Source organism: Nostoc sp., assembly GCF_036917095.1.
Lineage (GTDB): Bacteria > Cyanobacteriota > Cyanobacteriia > Cyanobacteriales > Nostocaceae > Nostoc.
Genome location: NZ_JBALFH010000014.1, coordinates 92,509 through 112,019 on the forward strand (window position 1 = coordinate 92,509; position 19,511 = coordinate 112,019).

Annotated in this window: 16 protein-coding genes; 7 read left to right on the forward strand and 9 right to left on the reverse strand. The window is 42.6% G+C overall.

The window, feature by feature from the left end:
- Positions 1-218 precede the first annotated feature (218 nt).
- The 4 genes from V7L01_RS03295 to V7L01_RS03310 form a co-directional block, all read right to left on the reverse strand.
- Positions 219-473 carry a hypothetical protein gene (locus V7L01_RS03295; RefSeq protein ID WP_335031880.1) on the reverse strand — a complete coding sequence of 85 codons (255 nt, stop codon included), beginning with the start codon at positions 471-473 and terminating at the stop codon, positions 219-221.
- Positions 431-637, reverse strand: a complete 207-nt coding sequence (locus V7L01_RS03300; RefSeq protein WP_335031882.1) for a hypothetical protein — start codon at positions 635-637, stop codon at positions 431-433. Before V7L01_RS03300 ends, V7L01_RS03295 begins: the two co-directional genes overlap by 43 nt.
- A 76-nt stretch (positions 638-713) precedes the next feature.
- Entirely contained in the window at positions 714-1,325 is a 612-nt protein-coding gene (locus V7L01_RS03305) for a nucleotidyltransferase family protein (protein ID WP_335031883.1), read from the reverse strand.
- Between the two features lie 456 nt (positions 1,326-1,781).
- Complete coding sequence (locus tag V7L01_RS03310; protein ID WP_335031885.1) at positions 1,782-3,320, reverse strand: glycosyltransferase family 39 protein; 1,539 nt, start codon at positions 3,318-3,320, stop codon at positions 1,782-1,784.
- 241 nt (positions 3,321-3,561) lie between these two features.
- Between V7L01_RS03310 and V7L01_RS03315 the strand changes: the two genes are divergently transcribed.
- The 5 genes from V7L01_RS03315 to recR all read left to right on the forward strand — a co-directional run bounded on the left by V7L01_RS03315 (position 3,562) and on the right by recR (position 7,730).
- Positions 3,562-3,912 carry a histidine triad nucleotide-binding protein gene (locus tag V7L01_RS03315; RefSeq protein WP_335031887.1) on the forward strand — a complete coding sequence of 117 codons (351 nt, stop codon included), beginning with the start codon at positions 3,562-3,564 and terminating at the stop codon, positions 3,910-3,912.
- Between the two features lie 175 nt (positions 3,913-4,087).
- Entirely contained in the window at positions 4,088-5,170 is a 1,083-nt protein-coding gene (gene psbA / locus V7L01_RS03320; protein ID WP_335031889.1) for a photosystem II q(b) protein, read from the forward strand.
- Between the two features lie 191 nt (positions 5,171-5,361).
- Complete coding sequence (locus V7L01_RS03325; protein ID WP_335031891.1) at positions 5,362-6,600, forward strand: tetratricopeptide repeat protein; 1,239 nt, start codon at positions 5,362-5,364, stop codon at positions 6,598-6,600.
- A gap of 2 nt (positions 6,601-6,602) precedes the next feature.
- Complete coding sequence (locus tag V7L01_RS03330; protein WP_335031893.1) at positions 6,603-6,998, forward strand: hypothetical protein; 396 nt, start codon at positions 6,603-6,605, stop codon at positions 6,996-6,998.
- 174 nt (positions 6,999-7,172) lie between these two features.
- Positions 7,173-7,730: a recombination mediator RecR gene (recR, locus tag V7L01_RS03335; protein WP_335031895.1), complete on the forward strand. Its 558-nt coding sequence runs from the start codon at positions 7,173-7,175 to the stop codon at positions 7,728-7,730.
- A gap of 220 nt (positions 7,731-7,950) precedes the next feature.
- On the opposite strand, the gene V7L01_RS03340 is transcribed toward recR, so the two are convergent.
- A complete protein-coding gene (locus tag V7L01_RS03340; RefSeq protein WP_335031897.1) occupies positions 7,951-11,958 on the reverse strand; it encodes a tetratricopeptide repeat protein in 4,008 nt (1,335 codons plus the stop codon).
- A 198-nt stretch (positions 11,959-12,156) separates the two neighbouring features.
- A complete protein-coding gene (locus V7L01_RS03345; RefSeq protein WP_335031899.1) occupies positions 12,157-12,855 on the reverse strand; it encodes a hypothetical protein in 699 nt (232 codons plus the stop codon).
- Between the two features lie 487 nt (positions 12,856-13,342).
- Between V7L01_RS03345 and dnaX the strand changes: the two genes are divergently transcribed.
- Positions 13,343-16,006 carry a DNA polymerase III subunit gamma/tau gene (gene dnaX, locus V7L01_RS03350; RefSeq protein WP_335031901.1) on the forward strand — a complete coding sequence of 888 codons (2,664 nt, stop codon included), beginning with the start codon at positions 13,343-13,345 and terminating at the stop codon, positions 16,004-16,006.
- Positions 16,007-16,072: 66 nt separating this feature from the next.
- Here dnaX and V7L01_RS03355 read toward each other — a convergent pair whose 3' ends face one another.
- Both V7L01_RS03355 and V7L01_RS03360 read right to left on the reverse strand, forming a co-directional pair.
- The gene (locus V7L01_RS03355) at positions 16,073-17,479 is read right to left on the reverse strand and encodes a glycosyltransferase (protein ID WP_335031903.1); all 1,407 of its coding nucleotides are present in this window, start codon (positions 17,477-17,479) and stop codon (positions 16,073-16,075) included.
- A 203-nt stretch (positions 17,480-17,682) separates the two neighbouring features.
- Positions 17,683-17,829, reverse strand: coding sequence for a hypothetical protein (locus V7L01_RS03360; protein ID WP_335031904.1), 147 nt, complete (start codon positions 17,827-17,829; stop codon positions 17,683-17,685).
- Between the two features lie 245 nt (positions 17,830-18,074).
- Here V7L01_RS03360 and ebsA point away from each other — a divergent pair, with 245 nt between their 5' ends.
- Entirely contained in the window at positions 18,075-18,449 is a 375-nt protein-coding gene (gene ebsA, locus V7L01_RS03365; protein ID WP_322718600.1) for a type IV pilus biogenesis protein EbsA, read from the forward strand.
- Positions 18,450-18,697: 248 nt separating this feature from the next.
- Here the strand turns inward: ebsA and V7L01_RS03370 are convergent, their stop codons facing one another.
- Positions 18,698-19,327, reverse strand: a complete 630-nt coding sequence (locus V7L01_RS03370; RefSeq protein WP_335031906.1) for a PEP-CTERM sorting domain-containing protein — start codon at positions 19,325-19,327, stop codon at positions 18,698-18,700.
- Positions 19,328-19,511 lie beyond the last annotated feature (184 nt).

Here is a 19,511-nt window from a genome sequence, read left to right on the forward strand (position 1 = left end):
CCGTATATTTTTGGTTTAATGCTTTCCCACCCCTATCACCTTTAAGCTACATCAGTAAAAAAAGGCGCTGCTAAATCAGGTAGGTACGCAATTAACAAATCTGCCCTAACACTAGTTGGTAAATCTAAAGAAAATCTGAGCAGATACGGAAAATTAGAATTTTCTCAAAAACTCGTAACTTTTGGCCGTACATAAGCGCGAAAATTGTTTTAATTTTATTACCCAGCTTCAACTGAACCCAGCGCCGCCTTCAGGGTATGCCAAGCCAAAGTTACACACTTAACCCACATCGGATATTGGGAAACACCTTGGATAATATTGAGCTTCTGCAACGGCGGCTCAAACTGGGTATGTTCCGTTACCATCTCGCGGAACCATTCTACGATTAACAGCGCTTGTACGATCCTTTTACCTTTGATAGCGATCGCCATTAAGAGGTTGTTTGAAAAGTAGTTGGCTGTAATTTTAGGCACTTATTGATTTTATCAAGCGTCAGCGTCAGTTCAACCATGTCACCGCAACAGGGTTTTTCTCCTTGGTGTTGACGGTGTACTGGGTTAGTTTTGCCTTTGTTTTCTGGTTTTTTAGTGAGTGTCAAAGTTACTTGTTGCTGAACTTGGCTTTGGTTAGTTGTCATAGTAAATTCAATATTCAAAAAAAAATAAATTTATTAACTCTTGTATTTTTGGGTTTTATATTGTTCAATTTAAAATCTAAAATCCTTCTACCTCTTGTTGTAATAGCAACTGCTCGTAGTCGTCTGGAGTATCAATATCAATCGCAGCTTCTGGTATTGCAACAAGCAATCTTGTATCCGTATATTTTTGGATTAATGCTTTCGCGCCTTTTGCACCTTCAAGCTGCATCAGTTCTGGAAAAAGAGCATTGCTAAACAGGGCAGGTACACCTACAGTTTCGTTATATTTGGAAGCAATAATTATTTTTTGTGTGTCTTGGTAACATTGAATCAGTTGATTAAAAACTTGAGGATAAACTAGCGGTTGATCTGCAAGTGAAACGATCGCTGCATCAAGTTTAGAGTTAGTAGCAAGTAACGCATTAATACCAACGCGGATAGAAGAAGACATTCCCTCTTGCCATTGGGAATTCTCGACAATTTGTACTGGCTTTGGCATTAGTTCCGGCTTAATTTCTTCTATATAAGCTCCCAGCACTACTATAATAGGTTGGCAAAAAGAAGCTAAAGCAACTTCTACCGCATGAAGTATTAAGCTGCGTCCTTGATAGGAAAGCAGTTGTTTTGGTCTTCCCATACGGGTTGCGGCTCCAGCCGCGAGGATAATTAAACCAACATTAAATATCATGACAAGTTTATTCGTAATATTAGTACGATCGGCTTAAACAGGGGATAGATACAGTAGTTGAACATTCCCATGATAATGCCGCTGATGAATTGCGATCGCACTGTTTTCTGATTTAAAACTCGTCCGTTAGAGAGCACTACCGTATACCAGGTGAAGCGCACTTGTACAAACTGAGTGCCAAAGCCATGTTTGGAATACTTTTGTTATCGAACTAAGGGACTCCCAAATAAAAAATATACAACTATTTATTGTGGGGTGGGCATCTTGCCCGCCCATAGTCAAAGGCGGGCAAGATGCCCAGCCCACAAGATTGAATAATTTATTTATTGGAAGTCCCTAATTGGGATTTATGCTCGACTTCCACTTTCTCTAGATGGTAGGGAGCCAGCATATCTGCGTAGATTTCGCCTTTTGCTGATTCGTTTTTAAGAAATAGCCGCTCGTTGGCGCTTTTTTCTACTTCTTCCTTGTGAATCGATATATTTTCATATAAGGCCAATCAGCCTCATCCTGCAAGTTATATAAATCACTCATTTCTTTTTTGAAAACATCTTTAAGTTTCCAATTAAATTCACGGTTAACTATCAAAAATACTGTATCTGCATTTTTAGTCATTATACTAACTTTTTCTGCAAGATTTTTTCCATTTACCGTTTTGAGAATATATTCTGGTGCATATATAGTCGATGAATCTCCGTAATATTGTAGTAATCTAGGCTGTCCAAATAACAATACAGATTTTGCAGATTTATTTCGATTTTGTAGAAGGTAGCGAACAGCCGAGCGGTAATCATCTTTTGCATAGGCTGGATTTGAATAGTATTGAAAATTTGAATAAACATTCATAATTAGCAAAGAAACAGTAGCTAACTTGGTAACTTTAGGCAGTAGAGAACGTTTATTATTACGCTGGTAATTATGTAAAAATGCTGATGGAATCAGAATTGCAACTGGTATACATAGATAAAAAGAGTGGCGCGGTAACCAATTAATTTTAGTCGCCAGGGCAAACAGAAAAGCTAGTAAAAACGATGTAACCAAAAGTGATGTAAAAAAGTAATCAGCCCGTTGATATCTTTTTCTCTTGCGCTGTCTTAATAAACTTTTTACTAAAGCTATGAAAATAACAGTAATAACAATAGTAAATATTAGAAAATGAGGCCAATAGCCAAGTAAAATTCTTATTTTTTGATCGTCGCGTAATTTCTCCAGTGGCGGGCCATAAGATGTCCCGACTAATATACCGTAGATCACAAACATCATGTTTTGAACTATCGGTAATCCAGTACGAGTAACTACAGTAGCTGTCGGATCGGATGCAGCTGGTGAAGACAAGTAGAACCAAATCATTGGGGAAGAAAAAACTACCGGAGGTATCCACCATTTGATCCATTCTTTGAAATTTTTATAAACAATAAGATGAGAGAAACTAAGGGCTGAACTAAAAATGATTGTCACAATACTGCCAAAACTCCCTATGGCAGTAAAGATCCCAAAAAGCAATTGTGGAATAATTTTATTACTCTTAACTTCACTGATTGAAAAACTAAATAAATATATTTGAAGCGAGGCTATAAATATTAATAATGCGTAAGGTCTGGCATCTTGGCTGTAGAATACGCTGAAAGAACTAACTGCTAGGATCGCGGACGACCATAAAGCATGTTTTTTTCCATAAACACGTAGGCTAGTAAAAAATATGGCAATTACTGAGCCGACTCCTAGCCAAGCTGAGAGCGATCGAATGGCAAATTCACTATCTCCAAAAACCGAACGCCAATAGAACAAAACCAAATAATAAAGCGGTTGGTATTTGTCACCAGCTTCTCGATTTACAATTCTGAAGAGATTTTCTTGAACGCTTGCACCATCAGATAAAGCTAGACTCCAGCCTTCATCAAACCAAAGACTTTGATTCTGTAACAAACAAAAACGCAAAAAGATGCTAACTATGATAATTATAAAAATAATAAAATAGTATTTTGACTGTTTCATCTAGATATCCAAAACACTCTTACACAAGGTATGCAATTTTCTAATCATGAAAATTCCAGCCTTTACCACCCTAGATTCGAGTGAAAGAATGTAATTATTATCTCTATGACTGGGGTGGGATGAATTTTCTCTATGGAAAACTTTATCACAGCAAGGAGTATTTTGTTGTGTACATTATCAAGTCACTACAATAAACACAATAAACCTTTAAAATCTCTAGCAGATGAGTAGGTAGATTGGCATGAGTGAAGCGACAGAAACGATTTTCAGCAAAATCATTAGTCGGGAAATTCCCGCTGATATTGTTTATGAGGATAATTTAGCCCTAGCGTTCAAAGACATCCACCCCCAAGCGCCCGTTCACATCGTCGTTATTCCCAAAAAACCCATTCCGACACTGGCTGATGCTGAATCTGAGGATCATGCTCTGTTGGGGCATCTTTTGTTAACCGTCAAACGTGTTGCAGAAGTTGCTGGACTGAAAAACGGTTATCGAGTTGTCATCAACACTGGTGATGATGGTGGTCAAACAGTCTACCACTTACATATACATATTTTGGGAGGACGGCAGTTAAACTGGCCCCCTGGTTGATAAAACCCGATGAATTGTGTCTCTAGACGCGATTCATCACCAAAAAAAATCACTGTCATAATCAATAGTTATGTAATATTTCTTTACAAATCTCAATTTTGCTTCTAATGTAGTAGGCATAGGTAAGCAAATTTGCTTATCCAAATCATAAATAACTAACCGCACTTATAAAACCATGACAGCAACCTTACAACAGCGCTCAAGCGCCAATGTATGGGATCGATTCTGCGAATGGATCACCAGCACCAACAACCGCATCTACATCGGTTGGTTCGGCGTAGTCATGATCCCAACTCTGCTAGCTGCTACCGCTTGCTTCGTAATCGCCTTCATCGCCGCACCTCCAGTAGACATTGATGGAATCCGCGAACCAGTAGCAGGTTCATTAATCTACGGAAACAACATCATTTCCGGCGCAGTAGTACCTTCCTCCAACGCAATCGGCTTGCACTTCTACCCAATTTGGGAAGCAGCATCTCTTGATGAGTGGTTGTACAACGGCGGCCCTTACCAATTGGTAATTTTCCACTTCCTGATTGGCATTTTCTGCTACATGGGTCGTGAGTGGGAACTATCCTACCGCTTAGGTATGCGTCCTTGGATTGCTATAGCATACAGCGCACCAGTTGCAGCAGCAAGCGCAGTATTCTTGGTATACCCCATCGGACAAGGTTCCTTCTCTGATGGTATGCCCTTGGGTATCTCAGGAACATTCAACTTCATGATCGTGTTCCAAGCAGAACACAACATCTTGATGCACCCCTTCCACCAATTAGGTGTAGCTGGTGTATTCGGCGGAAGCTTGTTCTCTGCAATGCACGGTTCGCTAGTAACTTCTTCACTAGTTCGTGAAACCACCGAAACCGAGTCCCTTAACTACGGTTACAAATTCGGTCAAGAAGAAGAAACCTACAACATCGTTGCGGCTCACGGCTACTTCGGTCGTCTAATCTTCCAATACGCTTCTTTCAACAACAGCCGTTCGCTGCACTTCTTCCTCGCAGCATGGCCTGTAATCGGAATCTGGTTCACCGCCTTGGGTGTAAGCACAATGGCGTTCAACTTGAACGGTTTCAACTTCAACCAATCAATCATTGATTCTCAAGGTCGCGTTATCAGCACTTGGGCAGATGTAATCAACCGCGCTAACCTGGGTATGGAAGTAATGCACGAGCGTAACGCTCACAACTTCCCCTTAGATTTGGCTGCTGGTGATGTTGCTCCTGTTGCTCTTACCGCTCCTGCTATCAACGGTTAATTCTGAAGCATTAACTAAATAATAAAGCGCTCTCCCAAATTGGGAGGGCGCTTTTTAGTTTGAATTGTAATTCTAAAGATAAACAGCGCCTTCCTTTGGAAAGCGTTTTTCTTTTATTGGGACTTGTGCATAAATTCATATTTGTCCACTGTATAAATAATAAAGATTACCAGATAAATAGGAGCGCAGAAATGACCGTCTCTGACTTAGTTAGTGCTGTTAAACAATATGAGCTGACGCTCACAGCACTCGAAGCAGCAGCGACGACGCATCCATCGCCACAGCAAGTTATAGACGTTCTGATGGCACGGGATGAAGTTTACGCAGTACGGACTGCTAAAACTCAAACCGATAAAGAAAGTTTGATGATGGTCATTTCACTGGATGAGCGCTTAAAAAAACAAAGCGAGTTAATTACCAAGCTCGTTAAACTAGCTGACTGGCGTGCTATTGTGCATCCACCAGTAGAAGCTTGGTGGTGGTTTCTGGAACCTCCTACAAACCAATGGGACAAATTTGATTGGCTGTGGAGTGCTGGGAGTGTGACGTTGCTCACAGCTAGCCTCAGCTTAGTGGTTGATATTTCCTCGCGCTTTTTGACTGGTGTGCCAGATACGCTGGGAGCCTTTACAATCACAACTCAGAGCGTGTTAACTCTTTTGGCTGCTGGAGGTGCATTGACAAAAACTGGACAGGAAGCAATTGAGCGCCTTCTTATCAGCCTCAATATTCCAAAGCATTTCCAGAATGAAGTTAAGTTTGGTTTTACGTTACTGCTATTTTTGTGTCTATTTAGCATTCGTTTTTATTTGCCGAAGATTGCTATTTTTTACTATAACCAAGGGGAAAAAGACTATAAGGCAAATCGATTAGCCAGCGCTCAGTCAAATTACAACAGAGCAATCAAACTTAACCCAGACGATCTGAAAACTCACCATAGATTAGGACAACTTTACGAAAGACTGCAAGATTTTGATCGTGCCCGCGCTGAATATCAAATTGCTGTACAGGGCGATTTCGGAAAAGGATATAACAACCTAGCTCGCTTGTATATTCTGGACAAAAAATATCCCGCAGCGATCGCCTTGCTTAAAGAAGCTCAACTACGAACAAAAGACAATCAAGACAAGGAGTTACAGTATGGTCTGCTCAAAAATCTAGGTTGGGCACTACTGGAGCAAAAACGCTACGTAGATGCGGAGAACAACCTTCAAGAAGCTATTAACTTGACAAGCGATCGCGCACCTGCTTACTGTCTGATGGCACAAATCAGGGAACGCCAGAATGACAAGAAAAAAGCGGTTTTAGAGTGGGAAAAATGCCTTGCGTATGCTTTTGAGTACAATCCTGATGAGGATGCATGGATTAGTATGGCACAACAATGTTTGAAAGTTAAACAGTGTTTGGAAACTAAAAAAGGAGATGATTAATAATGCAACGCAAATTCTATATTTTGAAGATTTTAACCCTAATACTTGCAATTTCTGTGTGGTGGATGAGTGGAAATTTAAATATAACTGCAATGCAGGCGTTTGCAGTATCCAGCCAAAACATCGGGCGAATCATCAGTATTAATAATGGTACTGTAGAGCGTAAGCAACCAGGTGATATTAAGTGGCAAAAAGTTGGAACTAATACAATCCTAAACTTTGGCGATTTACTCAGGGCAACATCAAATCGAGGAAAAAAGGTAGCAGTTAAAATTAGCTGTACTAATACTTTATTACCCCCTTGGATTTTATCTGGTGAGAATCTTGCAGTAGGCGTAGCTAATAAATGTCTACCTCCAGGTATTGACACAAGCCCCCAAATACCCATAGATTTTTGACCCAAACTTCGGAAAAAACATAGATTAAAGAAAGTAAACCACTAGTTAAGCCGTATTCGCCTGCTTCTATTTACCTTCGATATTGTCCTAAAAATGTCATCATAGTTAAAGTAAAAGCATTCTGGAGACAAGACAACGGTTTACGCACGCCCTTTAGCACGGTTAATTGAGCAATTGCAACGCTTGCCGGGAGTTGGCCCCAAATCTGCCCAACGGCTAGCTTTGCATATTTTGAAGCGACCAGAAGCAGAAGTAGAAGCTTTGGCACAAGCGCTGATTGAGGCAAAAAAACAGATAGGTTTGTGTTCTGTTTGCTTTCACTTATCTGCTGAACCTGTTTGTGAAATCTGCCGCAATGCCAACCGTGACAATAGCACCATCTGTGTCGTAGCAGATCCTCGCGATGTAATTGCGCTGGAAAAAACCCGCGAGTACAAAGGCAAATATCACGTTTTGGGTGGGGTGATTTCGCCAATCGATGGAATTGGGCCAGAACAGTTGAATATTTTGGCTTTGCAGCGGCGGGTGAATCAGCAAAAACCCCAAGAAGTGATTCTCGCAATTAGTCCGAGTGTAGAAGGGGAGACAACAACACTATATATCGGTCAGCTACTGAAACCATTTACCAAGGTGACGCGGATTGCCTTTGGTTTGCCTGTAGGTGGTGATTTGGAGTACGCAGACGAAGTGACTTTGGCAAGGGCATTGGAAGGACGCCGGGAGTTAGATTAGGCTTAATTATTTCCACCCTTTAGTGTTAGTGACTCGATTTGGTATTTTAGATAAGAATTCAGTACTCAGGAGTCAGAAGTCAGAATTTATAGAAGGTTTGATATCACAAGTAGATTCAAAAGTAAAGTAAGCTAGCCCCTGATTTTTCCACTATTCTGACTTCTGAATTATTCCGTTTTTAGATTGACCTTATGAATTATTTTGACTAAATTTCAAAAGCTTAATTCGGCTTACCTGTAATCGTGAATGCTGCCCAGTAGTAAGGATGATTATAAAGATTTTTATCTGATGCCATTTTACTATTTCTATATAGCTGTGTCGCTAAATAAGTTTGAATTCGTACTTCTTCAGGATGCAGATTATTTAAGACATCTTCATACCATTTTGTCAGTTCTCCAGCAGTTAGTTCTTTCAGCCATCGTGTTGCTTCAGCTAAGGCAGTAACTGCTGATTTATTGGGCTGCAATCGTCGGTAAAACTCTATCATCACCAAGGCACTAGCCGAAGATTCTACACTCCAGAGAGTACTCACTACATGAGGAACGCCCTGAATCACAAGACCAGTGACTAAACTCACATATTCACTGCTGATAGTGTAGTTGCTAGTACTTAAATTTTCACAGGCAGAGAGGGTAATAAGGTTGTAACTTGCTAGACTATGTTGGCAGATTTCATCTAAAGTAAGTTTGTCTTCACCTGCTAATGCTAATTCTGACTTTTTGGGTTCAGCCAAATTATTAGTGGCACGACCCGTAAAATGAAAGATGTTGTAATTATCAAAAAAGGCATTTTCAACAATATTTTTTGTAGCTTCTGACCCCTGAATCCGTTGGATATTATTGAACATCTGGCTAACAATTTCAGACTCAAGTTTGGCAAATTTTAGTGTAGGATAACCTGTAGTTTCAGGATGTTCAACACTGAGCAATAACTTATTTTGCCACTGCCAAATATCCTCAGTTCTTATTGATAAACCTATTTGGGCACTAGGTAGATAGGTAACGGTGAAATTTGATTCCACATTCGGCAACTCTTCTTGCGATGGGGAAGAAAGATGGAAAAGTGTATGAATGGGCAATCTGTACAAGTCACGATGAGGAATTAAAACCAGTTGAGTGATGCCTTCGAGTTCCTGTGCAATTGTGGAAATATTCAGGATTTCATAAAGTTGCAACAGCTTCTGTTCCATATCAACTCGCCAAGAATGCTGGCTTTTACTTTCTTTGCCTTGGGCTGTGCTGCGATATTCTTGGTATTGTTGATGCCAATCTTCTAGCCAACTTTCAAATTCAATTAGGCGTTGCACTGCTTCAGGTAGAGGCAATTCATTTAGACGAATAGCGTCTTCTCCTAAAGGTATTGCCCCAGCATCTTGCATGGGTGTAAACAGGAGGATGGGTGATGGCGCTTGGTCTTTGAGTATGAAAGTATGTAGGGCGACTGGACTAATATGCCAGTAAATAATTGCTGTTGTCGGATTGAATAGTTGTTGAATTGCGCCATAATAAGGCGAGTAAATATTATCATTCCAGCCATAAAGCAGCCAGTTTAAACAAGCATTTTTGCCTTGTTCGGCTATTTCCCAGGCTTCAACTAAATCACCAGACTCTACTGCTAAATCAACTGCCAATTGATCGAAGCCTGCAAATTTTAGAGCTAGCTGTTTTTTACTTTCGTCTGAGCGAGTTTCTTCACTCAATAATTGTCGCAATAAATCTGTACCGCGTTGCAGCAATTCTTGAACTTGTGTTGTTTGTCCCAAACCCATCAGGACTTTGCTTAGAGATTGCAAAACCTCTAGGTGCAGCAGGGGAAAATATTCTAGTGTCAGGGTTAATAACGCCTGATGGTACTCAGATGCGGCTTTGCGCCAATAATCGCGGGGATTGGGATGTTTTTTGCCTTGGTCATAGTAAGTATTAGCGATCGCAAAATGCAATCTACCCCAACCTTCTGGATGGGTATCTGTCCGCAAATGCTTTAACCCTTCTTCGTAGCTGGCTAATTTCCCCTCGTAACTACTCTGTTGTAAGGCGGGATTTGTCGCTGTTAGACTACTCGATAAATTCAGCAATGCGTCAGAATTTACTAAATTACCGATCGCAGTTCCCCGACCAATCCAAGCTTCCCAATAATCTTGTTTTATTTGCAAAGCGTTATCATAACAGGCGATCGCTTCGGCAAATTGTTCTAAATAAAACAGTGCTACTGCCTGATTATACCAAGCTAAGTGGAAGTCGGGTTTAATGGCGATCGCTTGCCGATAGGAGGCGATCGCTTCTTGGCGGCGTCCTAGATTGTCTAAGGCTATACCTCGGTTGTACCAAGCTAAATAGAAGTCGGCTTGAACTGAAAGTGCTCTGTCCCAGGAGGCGATCGCTTCTGACCACTTTCCTAAATTAAACAGCACTACACCCCGGTCTATCCAAACTTCGTGATATTCTGAGTCGATTTCTAGCGCTCTGTCGTAAGATATAATCGCCTCTGCAAATTGTTCGCCTACAGCTAGTGCTATGCCTCGGTGATACCAATTTTCCTGGTCTTCTGGTTCCAGATGCAGCGCTCGGTCGTAACTAGCAATAGCTTCCGGTAGCCAACCTAATTTCAGCAGTGCTAAACCCCGGCTAGACCAAGCTTCTTGGTAGTCTGGTTTTATTTCTATAGCTTTGTCAAAAGAAGCGATCGCTTCTTCAAAGTATCCTAATTCTCCGAGAGTTCCACCCCGGTTGTACCAAGCTTTGTAGAAGTCGGGTTTCAATTCTGTGGCTGTTTCGTAAGATGCGATCGCTTCATCAAAACGTTCTAAATGGAACAGCGTCAAGCCTCGGTTAAACCAATATTCTGAGAATTCTGGTTGAAGTTCGATGGCTTGGTCATAAGATGCGATCGCGCCTAACAAATCACCTGTTTTAGCTTGGCTTAGACCCTGGTAAAACCATGCTTGAGCCGTAGTAATCGGATTATCGCTATATCGCTCAATAATACCGGGGGAATTACTGCTTTGAACTGCCAAGTTAGAAGCAAGTTGCTGGACTAAATTGGTACTTTGATCCAATCTCACCCACAACTCATCTAGGGTATAAGCCACATTTGGCTCTAAATTCGTCAAAGTGTTATCCCAGGTTTCCTCTGAGGAAGAGGTTGTTAATTCAGTTCTTTGTCTAGTGGAAAGGAGATTTGTTGGTGTTTTAGTTGGAGTAACTTCCTCTTTATCGTCGAAGCTGACTTCGGCTAATGAGGTGATTGAATCTTCCGCTGCTGGGAGAGGCAGATTTTCCAAGATTGTGGTTTGGGCATCTTCCCTTTCATACTCCAATACCAGTTCCTCTAAATTCTCGGTCAATCTTTCCTCATCAGAGGCGTTTTGGGGTACTGACGTTATTGGTTCGACATCTTGTACATCATATTCCCATAACTGTTCGCCTAAGCTACGGATTAGCTCTTGTCCAGGGGAAGTTGGGAGAATTTCTTCATCGGTTGTAGTTTCTACGACATCTGGCTCATCATACTCCCATAACTGTTCGCCTAAATTGCGGATCAGTTCTTGCCCAGGAGTAATTTCTACGATCTCTGGCTCATCATACTGCCATAGCTGTTCGCCCAAATCGGCGTTCGGTTCTTGCCCAGGAGTAATTTCTATGACATCTGGTCGATCGTATTCCCATAGCTGTTCGCCCAAATCGGCGTTCGGTTCTTGCCCAGGAGCAGTTTCTATGACATCTGGTCGATCGTATTCCCATAACTGTTCGCCCAAATCGGCGATTGGTTCTTGCCCAGAAGTAGTTTCTCCGCTATCTTGCGCCTGATTCTCCTCATACTCTATCTGTGTGGGTGAGTTTTGCATCAGCCGGATGCCAATGTCATAAGCAACATCTCCAATTCTGCCTACACCAAGTTCCCCCAATTGCACCATCTGTGTTGCTAAAAGAGGATTCGGTGTAGGTGAAGCTAGCAAGCTTTCGCCAAACATCACCAACCAATCTATCCAGCGTTCAGCCGAAATCCGATTTTCGACTCGTTGCAGATACCTCAATGCCCACTGTCGTCCTCGTGCTTGATGCACGCCTTCTAACAATTGGATAAACAATTGTTCCAGATCCGCATTGGTTAGTTCTGGTAGTACCTCCACCAGATTTTGTCCTCTCGCACCCTTGAGAGAACTTCTCTGCTTACTTTCAATGAGGCGCTTTAAAAACCTTTTAAGCGACTGCGATATCCGCCTGAGCATCTGCCACACTCTTGGATTTTGTTTTTCTAGATTGTAGCCATCGTTGTGTTAAAAAAATCATCAATTACGTAAAAATCCATTAGATTCGGACAGCGCTTCCGTAGCAAGTTAGCAAAAAATATACAAAACTTCAAGAGCATAGCATTACAACGTTACAATTTCCAAATTAAACTGTTGAATTTTGGCTCTAGGAAGCAGTTAATTTTCTGTTTGCTCTGTAGTCGATTGACCGACAGGGTATAATTGATTAATCAATGCCTGCACAAGCACTTGTGGATCGTCTGTCTCAACGGCAAGCTGTTGAGCAATCTGCTGGCGTAAGTTTTCATCCTCCTGCAACATCACAAACAACTCTTCTAGGGTGACGGTTTGGTATTCTCCCTCTGGGGGATTCTCTGGGGCATCTGCTGACTCGGATACTGGGGTAGTTGGCTCTGAGGGCAAAGTCGTGCCGATCGCATCTGGCCCTTCATATTCCCAAATTGGTTCGCCTTGATTGCGTGTCAACAGCTGCATCCCAATACTATAGGCAACATCTCCGATTTCTCCAATGCCCAACTCACCCAGTTGCACTAACCGCGCTGCTATTTCATTATTGGGTGTAGGTGATGCGAGCAATCTGTCGCCAAACCGCCCCAACCACTCAACCCAGCGTTCAGTTGGGATACGATGTTCAATATTATACAGCCACTTCCTTGCCCATGCTTCCCCTCGTGCTTGATGTACTCCTTGCAAGAGTTCGTTGAAGAGAAATTCCAGATCCGTATCGCTTAAGGGTGGTGCTGGTTCTTTTTGCATATTCCCCTTAGATTTTGAGGCAGTCTGTTTTCCACCAAACAAGCTCTGAAAAAGCTTTTTGAGCCATTGAAATAGCCGCTTGAGCATCTGCTGCACCATCGAGTTTTGCTTATCCTAAAATTGTAGCGATCGCACTGGACTATGGGGTTAGTTGAGTCAATAAAACGTATAGTCATTAGTCATTAGTCATTAGTCATTAGTCATTAGTCATTAGTCATTAGTCATTAGTCATTAGTCATTGAGGATTAAGCATTGCTTATTTCTTCCCCTGCCTCCCCTGCCTCCCCTGCCTCCCCTGCTCCCCCTGCCTCCCCTGCTTCCCCTGCCTCCTCATCCCCCACCTCCTTCTTAGAACAAATGTACTAAATGATATGCTATAATTCCGATACGTTGATGTTGAAATCATAGTAGAGGATAAGCTCTGGTTACTTGCTTTCCTGAGTGCCAAAATTTACGGCATTAGTTGAGTGCAAGAGCTATGGCAACATCGATAAATAAAGCAGGTACGAGAGTTTAAAATAATTGAATCCTAAACTCGACTCGGTGCTACTAATTAACGTTGAAAGGCATTGAAGTCTATTTTTCCATGTCTTACGAACCCCTGCACCATAAATATCGCCCCAAAAGTTTTGCTGAACTGGTGGGACAAGAGGCGATCGCTACTACCCTCACGAACGCGATCGGCACATCCAAAATCGCCCCCGCCTATTTATTCACTGGGCCTAGAGGTACGGGGAAAACTTCTAGTGCCCGGATTCTGGCCAAATCCCTCAATTGTCTCAAAAGTGACAAGCCCACTGCTGAACCCTGCGGGGTGTGTGAGGTTTGTCAGGGGATCGCTAAAGGCTACGCCTTAGATGTAATTGAAATCGATGCCGCTAGCAACACTGGTGTCGATAATATCCGCGAGTTGATTGAAAAAGCCCAGTTTGCTCCTGTGCAGTGTCGCTACAAGGTTTATGTAATCGATGAGTGCTTAACTGGAGATTCTCTGGTTTTGACTGATGAGGGACTTCAAAGAATTGACGATCCCAAAATTAAAGACGAGAAGGTTCTGAGTTACAACGACTCATTAGATAAGTGGGAATTCAAGAAAGTTGTCAGGTGGTTAGATCGAGGAGAACGGCAAACCCTGGTTATCAAGACAACTAACCGAGAAATTAGATGTACGGATAATCATTTAATTAGGACAAACCAGGGATGGCTACCAGCAAAGGACGTAAAAGAAGGAATGAAGATACTATCCCCTGTAAATGTGGATGCGGCATCCTCATTTACAAATTTGGTATCGACGGACGTACCCGGAGATTTGTCAGCGGACACCAGTTTAAAGGCAATACATCTGGGCAAAAATCATACGACCTGGAATCTATCCTTAAACAATATTCCATCCGCTCGATGGATTACAAGTTTGGAGAGAGTCGAATCTGTTTACCTCGCTGGGGTTGAGCGAGTTTATGACATTGAAGTAGCAGATAATCATAACTTTGTGGCAAATATGCTCTTGGTGCATAATTGTCACATGCTCAGTACTCAGGCATTCAATGCGCTACTTAAGACGCTAGAAGAACCACCGAGACACGTAGTTTTTGTATTGGCGACAACAGACCCGCAACGGGTGTTACCAACAATTATTTCACGCTGTCAAAGGTTTGATTTTAGACGCATTCAGTTAGAAGCAATGGTCAAGCATTTAAGTGCGATCGCATCTAAAGAAAATATTCATATTTCACCCGACGCTGTAACCCTGGTAGGCCAACTTGCTCAAGGAGGGTTGCGAGATGCCGAAAGCTTGCTCGACCAATTGGGTTTATTAGCGGGTGAAGTAACACCGGATAGAGTTTGGGATTTGGTTGGTACGGTAAGCGAACAGGACTTGCTAGCGCTTCTAAATGCGATCGCTCAAGATAAACCCGAAGCCGTTCTGGACTGTACCCACTACATTTTAGATCGTGGTCGAGAACCGCTAACTCTTTTGCAAAATCTCGCCGCCTTCTACCGCGATTTACTCATTGCCAAAACTGCACCCAATCGCCACGATTTGGTTGCTTGTACTCAACAAACCTGGACAGCGCTGGTTGAGTTTGCTCAATACTTCGATATGAGCGTAATTTTGGCAGGACAAAAACACTTGCGAGAAGCTGAAGTGCAAATCAAAAACAGCACTCAGCCGCGTTTGTGGCTGGAGGTAACATTATTAGGATTGTTACCCAGTGCAACAAATATTCAACCACAAGCGCCAAGTGTTGCGCCGCGAGTTATCACACCTGCTGTATCTCCAAGCTATCCTCCAGCAGTTGCCCAAAATCACCCAGTCTCTTCTGTACCTCTAGCTGAACCGCAAAAAAATCATAATTCTGCATCTCCCGATCGCCTAGCGACTGCCCAAAATCAGCCCGTCACTTCATCTCCCCCAGCTGAACGACAAACAAATCACAATTCTGTTGCTAACTCAGTTTCACCACCAACCCCAGAACCTGTATCTGTACCCGTATCACCTGCGAACCTTGAACCAGTAACTTCAGAAATTGTTGGGGAAGAAGAAGCTGTTGGGGAAGCAGAATATGACTTAACTCAAGTTTGGCAACAGGTGCTAGCTAACCTCCAGCCAAAATCAAGGCAAGAAATGCTGCGTCAAATGAGCCAACTCACAGAGTTCGACGGTGTTGTGGCTCGAATTGCTATCAAACAGGCATGGTATGACAAAGGGAAATCTTATCTACCGATGATTACGGCAGCTTTCCAGCAGACTTTCCAGCGTGAAATCCAGATAAATATAGAAAAAGGAACTTCTTCAAACTCTACCTCAGCCAAAAAAAATCCTCCCCCAAAAGACTCTACTCGCTCTCAGCAACCACCAACTCCCAGTTATAACCAGCAAATTCCGTCTCCAGCGCCAGCACCACAGGCAAGCAATCCACCACCAGCAACGACACCAGCACCACTAAAAACTGAGCCGACGGTAAGGAATGGAAATGGGACAAATGGAAATGGGGTAAATGGAAATGGGACAAATGGAAATGGGGCAAATAGAAACGGGGTAAATGGAAATGGGATGCAAACTTTGCCTCCACCGCCAAAACAAACACCCGCACCTGATTGGGAACCTGACGAAGTAGCGATCGCAGCTCAACGTGTAGTAGAGTTTTTCAACGGACAAATTATCCGTTTTGCAGATGATTTCCCAGAATTCTCCGATTCTCCAACTACACCTGAGTGGGTAGAGGAAGCAGATGTGGATGATGAATAAAAAAATGCAAAATTATTTTTGGTAATTTTGCATTTTGAATTTTAAATTTTGAATTCCCCAAAGGGACTATTCCGCATTTCCCGTATGCAAGGTTTTCACCCACTTCAGGCGCTTAGGTCTTACCGACATGCGGGCAGTAGTACTGCTCATGACGACTAACCAGTGCAACATATATAAACTGCCACGCAAGGTTTGCACCAGCATCAGAAAATATGTAGAAAGTTGGAATTTCTGATCTTGACGTATGCGCCTTAAACCTGTATACATCCCGACCATCGACATAGTAACGGACAAGCCTGTGATGGGACTTAACATTGGTGGACGATGACGAGCGATCGCCATTAACAAATCTGGGACTGTTGCTGTGGGTAAGATATACATAATCAGCATAAAAATCAGCAAATCCCAGCTTTTACGGACTCCCATGCGGTTTTTGAGAATTAAATCCCAATAATCCAGATAGCGTTGATAACCGCCTTCTGCCCAACGGTTGCGCTGATGCCAAAGTGCGATCGCGCTTGTGACTCCTTCTTCTTGCACCGCAGGATGGAAAACACACTCAATATCCCATTTATCCAAATGTAAACGGATTGTCAAATCCAAATCATCGGTAATGGTTTCCTCATTCCAGCCACCACAGCTTTCCAAGGCTGAACGCCGGACAAATTGACCATTGCCCCGCAGTTCGCCAATCCCACCAAGGGCAGTCCGCTGTTGCTGAAACCAGGTATCAAGGGCCATTTCAGCCATTTGACCCTTAGTCCAAAAGTTTGCTTTAGCGTTGGCGATCGCTTTTCGCACCTGCACCGCCCCCACCTTTTCTCTTTGAAATAAAGGTACTACCTGTTGCAGCAAGTCTGGTGTCACTTGGGCATCAGCATCAAATACTGCTATAATGTCGCCCTTTGTCAGCGGCAATACCTGATTCAATGCGCCCGATTTGCCACCACTAGCTTCTGCTGAACGTCTTAGTACTTTCAGTTGCTCGTGTTTTTGTTGGAGTTCTGCTAATAAACGTGGCGTGCTATCACTGCTGCGATCGTCAATAATCCATACTTCGTACTGCCCACCTGGATATTCCAGATTACAAAGATTTTTGACTAATTTAGCAATTACCGCTTCCTCATTTTTCGCAGCCACTAGCACAGATACAGAGGGTAAATCTCCCTGTATTTCTTTTGGAAAGCGACGGGATTTAGTAAACACTACCACCAAGGCATGAAATCCTAGAATGGTGGTCAGTCCTAGAATAAATATGGAAGCCCAAGAAACTAAATGTAGAGCGATCGTGCCACTCCAGACGATAGTCAAGACTAGAGCTGCTTTGCCTCTACGACCTTGAAACCGGGATGTTAAAGACACAGGATCTGTCTCTAACACTGACTCCTCATCTACTGATAGGTCAGATAACAAGGAGTTGAGCGGATCGAGCTCTTGATAAGAATCTTCTTCGGGCCAGGAATTCGCTGGCATAGGTTAGGTTGCTTGATTCAAAAACCACTATTTGTCTACAGTTAGTAATTTTACGGACAAATATCCCTAAGCTACTTTTCCCGATATTAATCGGAATGGGCAAACTGCAATACCCGCTATCCCTAAGCCAAAAGCCGCTGGGACTACCTTTGTTGTCACCGCCACTGTGCGTAATTACCTCATATTAACCGCCTTTACTACTCTTAGACAGAGGCTTGATTCCTTTGATAGCCACTTGGGCAGGAAGCTTGTAGAGCGGCGCTTTCTCCAATGAGAATTCCGGTTTGGGCAAAGTAATAGCAAGGTAGCAGCAGCTCGTTGTTGGGAGAAACAGCAATAATAACATCCACAACTTTACAGTGGGGATTTTTAGTGTTATTGTCCCCAATTTCGATAAAAGTTAATGCAGAATTATTCTAACCGAAATTTTAATATTTCTTAGCAGTAACTTCATTTTTGGACATGGGGCAGAACAGGCAGAGGGGTGCACACTGCTTCCCTGCTCCCCACTATGTGCTTTAGACACATCTTTTGGGAATACTACCAATAGCCACTAATACACCCAGTTGCCAACTAACTTGAGGGAAATTTAACAATGTCTATTGACCAACTCCAGCCTGCCACTCAACAACAAGCCAGTGTTTATTTACCTTACGTTCAGGGCACTAAGCGGAATTTCTTGCCTTATGCCATTAGCCTCTATCAAAAAGGGGTTTTGGAGGGACACCGGAAGATAGAAGCCAGCGAACATGTCCCCTTTGTCGCCTCCTGGAATGTTGCTACTTTACCCTCAGACTTAACCCGTTGCCGAATCCAGTTTGATGGCAATGCTGACCTGAGTTACGAACTGATGATGGCTAGTTTCGAGTTTATTAATTTTTTAATTGAACTTATGGACAACTATAAACGTCATCGCGCAACCGATTTTTCACAACCGTTTTACCGCAAACTGCTTCGTATAGACGAATGATTAAACTCAGCCGGACTTTTGTAAGTTCGGCTGCGAGCAAGGCGATTTTGTGAGGTCGGATCAAAAACCAGCGATGCCTACGGCGGGCTACGCCTGACTTTATAAGTTTAAGGTTTATACGGTTCGGAAAAGAGAAAGTTATCTGTTGAGGTGAGCAGGGGAGGCAGGGGAGAAAGAATTTAGGCTAATTTCTCAAACCCTTAAACCCTTGCTATTAAAGAATTTTTATACTTTTAGATGAGTTTGCCCTAGATTTTCTTTGGCTTCCTTGAGAAGAATGCAACTCTGTTGCTGCTGAGTGCTACACCCAACATACCAACTACCAGAGTTCCCAAAACAGTTGTCGGTTCAGGAACCGCAGATACTTTAATCTGATTTGTACTCGAATCGAGTAATTGACTATTGTCTGCTGTAATATTTTGGTAAAGATAAGAGGTCGCTCCTGGAGAGATGAAGATACGGCCGGGAGCCTCAACATTGCTGAGAAAAACATCACCTATGCCACTACCTGTGCCTGCATCAAAAGCCCCAAACAAATTGCCTGTAGTCGTGTCAAAGTTAAATTCAAAAAACTGATTGCTTGATACACCATTAACAACTTCGTTGTTAGTTGCAATCAACTCCTGTGATGGATTGAAAAAAGAAACAAATAGTGACTGCAAGGCTTTTGTAGCTCCCGCACCACTTTCGGAAATTATGGCTGGGGTAGTTGTTTCATCGTAGCTGAACGAGCCAGAAGCCGAATAACCAGCATCACCCTTCCAGTTAAATGTTAAATCAGCAGCTTGAGCCAGATTAGTAGAAGCAATGATAGAAGTCGCACAGAATGCTAAATTAGCCACACCGCAGGTAGCGGCTAGGGCGAAAAAGTTTTTCATTGATTAAATAGCCTCCTATTGACAAATTACTGCAAGTGAGTTCACTCGTGTGCCACGCCAGTAAGAGCCGAATTTCCGATCGAGAAATCAAAAACTGCCAAAATCGTAGATTGAATCCAAATTGCAGCAGTTAAAGAACATAATCTCTTGTATCGAGAGATTATATACCAGAATAATTCACAAA

Bases quoted from the DNA above. Each gene is read 5' to 3' on its own strand.
- V7L01_RS03345 (WP_335031899.1), bottom strand. From the start codon at position 12,855: ATGGTGCAGCAGATGCTCAAGCGGCTATTTCAATGGCTCAAAAAGCTT.
- V7L01_RS03305 (WP_335031883.1), bottom strand. From the start codon at position 1,325: ATGATATTTAATGTTGGTTTAATTATCCTCGCGGCTGGAGCCGCAACC.
- V7L01_RS03355 (WP_335031903.1), bottom strand. From the start codon at position 17,479: ATGCCAGCGAATTCCTGGCCCGAAGAAGATTCTTATCAAGAGCTCGAT.
- V7L01_RS03340 (WP_335031897.1), bottom strand. From the start codon at position 11,958: ATGCTCAGGCGGATATCGCAGTCGCTTAAAAGGTTTTTAAAGCGCCTC.
- V7L01_RS03370 (WP_335031906.1), bottom strand. From the start codon at position 19,327: ATGAAAAACTTTTTCGCCCTAGCCGCTACCTGCGGTGTGGCTAATTTA.
- V7L01_RS03300 (WP_335031882.1), bottom strand. From the start codon at position 637: ATGACAACTAACCAAAGCCAAGTTCAGCAACAAGTAACTTTGACACTC.
- dnaX (WP_335031901.1), top strand. From the start codon at position 13,343: ATGTCTTACGAACCCCTGCACCATAAATATCGCCCCAAAAGTTTTGCT.
- V7L01_RS03310 (WP_335031885.1), bottom strand. From the start codon at position 3,320: ATGAAACAGTCAAAATACTATTTTATTATTTTTATAATTATCATAGTT.
- V7L01_RS03330 (WP_335031893.1), top strand. From the start codon at position 6,603: ATGCAACGCAAATTCTATATTTTGAAGATTTTAACCCTAATACTTGCA.
- V7L01_RS03315 (WP_335031887.1), top strand. From the start codon at position 3,562: ATGAGTGAAGCGACAGAAACGATTTTCAGCAAAATCATTAGTCGGGAA.
- psbA (WP_335031889.1), top strand. From the start codon at position 4,088: ATGACAGCAACCTTACAACAGCGCTCAAGCGCCAATGTATGGGATCGA.
- ebsA (WP_322718600.1), top strand. From the start codon at position 18,075: ATGTCTATTGACCAACTCCAGCCTGCCACTCAACAACAAGCCAGTGTT.
- V7L01_RS03325 (WP_335031891.1), top strand. From the start codon at position 5,362: ATGACCGTCTCTGACTTAGTTAGTGCTGTTAAACAATATGAGCTGACG.